The organism is Nonomuraea sp. NPDC050404 (assembly GCF_040655495.1).
Classification (GTDB): Bacteria; Actinomycetota; Actinomycetes; order Streptosporangiales; family Streptosporangiaceae; genus Nonomuraea.
Window position 1 is genome coordinate 1 of sequence record NZ_JBFAKB010000086.1, and the last position, 2,094, is coordinate 2,094.

The window sequence follows — 2,094 nt, forward strand, 5'->3', positions numbered from 1 at the left end:
CCGGGGCTCCAGGGCGCCGAGGTCCAGGCCGTGCGGGTTGTCCAGCAGCTTGCGCACTCGGCATTGGATAATCCCGAGGTTAAGAGCGTCGATGCATTTATTCTGCAAACACTGTTTACAGTTGTTGTCAGTTTTATCCCAATTTCTCGCGCCATTACCAAGAAACGCAACTATTTGGATAAAATGTTGAACCGGAAGACGAAGAACAGTGACTTGGTTTCACTTTCATATCTTCAACAGACGTTGACCTTTTTGTCCAGCGCGGTCCAAACCAATCTCAGTGAACTCGATCGTTTGCCAAAGACCCATTTTGGTGTCGGTGCTGACCAAGATAAAATTGATTTATTCGAAGACGTGCAAATTGAAGGAGAACAGGTCCAACGGATGTTTGAGATTGAAACCCAAGTCGTTGACCGAATCGATCATACCCTCAACAGCCTTGCTAATAACAACCTGAACGATACAATGAAATTTTTGACAATTTGGTCACTGACCATGGCTGTGCCAACGATCATTACCGGATTCTATGGGATGAACGTGAAGAAACTCCCGTTAGCCGGGATGCAAGATGCTTGGATGCTGACTTTGGGGATTTCTGTCGCCTTGATTGTGGCGATGCTGATTATGCTGAAGTTCTGGCGGAAGATGTGATGGGTGAGTGACTTGCTGCTGGGTGGGGGACTTTTTTGGAATGTGTATAGTTGAGCAGTTATGCTATTTTGAGCACCCTTCGGCTTCTGAAATACGCTCCGACGACCCTGACCCCGGCCACATAAGACAAAAAATCCAGTAGCGAACGTTTTTTGTTCGTTACTGGATTTTCTGCCTTATGCTCTGGGGTCAACCCGGGTCTTGTCACGTGTTGGTGATCTATTAGGTATCAACTATCTAGGCACACACACCATGCGTAAAACAGGCGCTTATCGTGTTTATACGCAGTCAAATTATAATATTGGTTTAGTGATACATTTACTAAACCATTCAAGCGAAGCAATGACTTTAACTTATCTCGGTTTAGATCAAGCTAGTCGAGAAACGATGTTAGACCAAATTGATTTTGGGTAATGAATGTTTAGAACTTAGTAGTCGTCCAAAAACAACTACTTTTTTTGTTGAATCGTCCAAGGACGATTCGATGCTTTTGACTTGTAAGAACAGGATTGAATGAAGCCATACTGTTCGCATATTTTTAGTGGATGAACGAATAAAAAATCTCTCGTATTTTGTTTGTTCATCCATGGTTTTAGAAAAAAGAGGGACGATTTCGGAAGAAGAAAATCGTCTCTTTTTTTTCTTCTTTTTGTATGACAAAAAGAAAGATCTTTTGCTCATTTTATTTTTATAAAATGGGTAGGTGGCGTTTGCGTAAAGCAAATCGACACAATCCAAAGGGGATAAAAGGGGAAAGTGAAACTTCCCCCTTTTCAAGCCACATTGTAATACAAGAACGAAGTGTTTTGTATTACAATGTGATAGCTTACAGCAGTATTTATGGGTTTATATTTGCTATTTTGTTGTGAGGATTGTAACCGAATAGGGCGCAATGCTTATTACAAAATCAATGACAAAGGGCGATTGAGGAATGAGCGCTGGGGCATTTTATCTTTGAGGAAGTTCTTGATGGATCAGAAAAATGTATCACAAATTGAAACAAAGACTCACTCATTTAAGAGACGCTACTAGCATGAAATTTTGTTGTTGCGATAAGCAACTTCTGATACACGATTTTTAGCCATTACATCACTCGTTTTTAGAGTGATGTGTAAGTGCGCATTGCACTCTTTTTTTACGAAACAAGCCGACCAGCGTTTGAAACTTTTTAGTTTTTCATCATTCTATTTTAAAACGCTCTAAAACTCGATTTAAGCGACTTTAATTCGAAACTGTCTATTTGTTCAAAGGGAACATTAAGAATGCTTAAACGAGCTTTTAAGTGGGTTTAAAGTGATTTTGAATTGAATAGCTTGTTTTAAGTTGTAAAAAAACAAGTTAAACAAAGTATAGGTTTTCCATTTAAGGGTTGTTAGGGCTTGCCGGCGCCGCAGCCTCGGGTGACCGCGTCCGGGATGCCGGAGCCGTCCAACGGGGCTGCCA

At 41.1% G+C, this 2,094-nt stretch carries 1 protein-coding gene; it reads left to right on the plus strand.

Translation table 11 applies throughout. From position 1 onward, the window contains the following. Positions 1–651, plus strand: a 651-nt coding sequence (locus AB0I81_RS63920) for a magnesium transporter CorA family protein (protein ID WP_360680667.1), incomplete at its 5' end; no start/stop codon positions are given. Between the last annotated feature and the right edge of the window lie 1,443 nt (positions 652–2,094).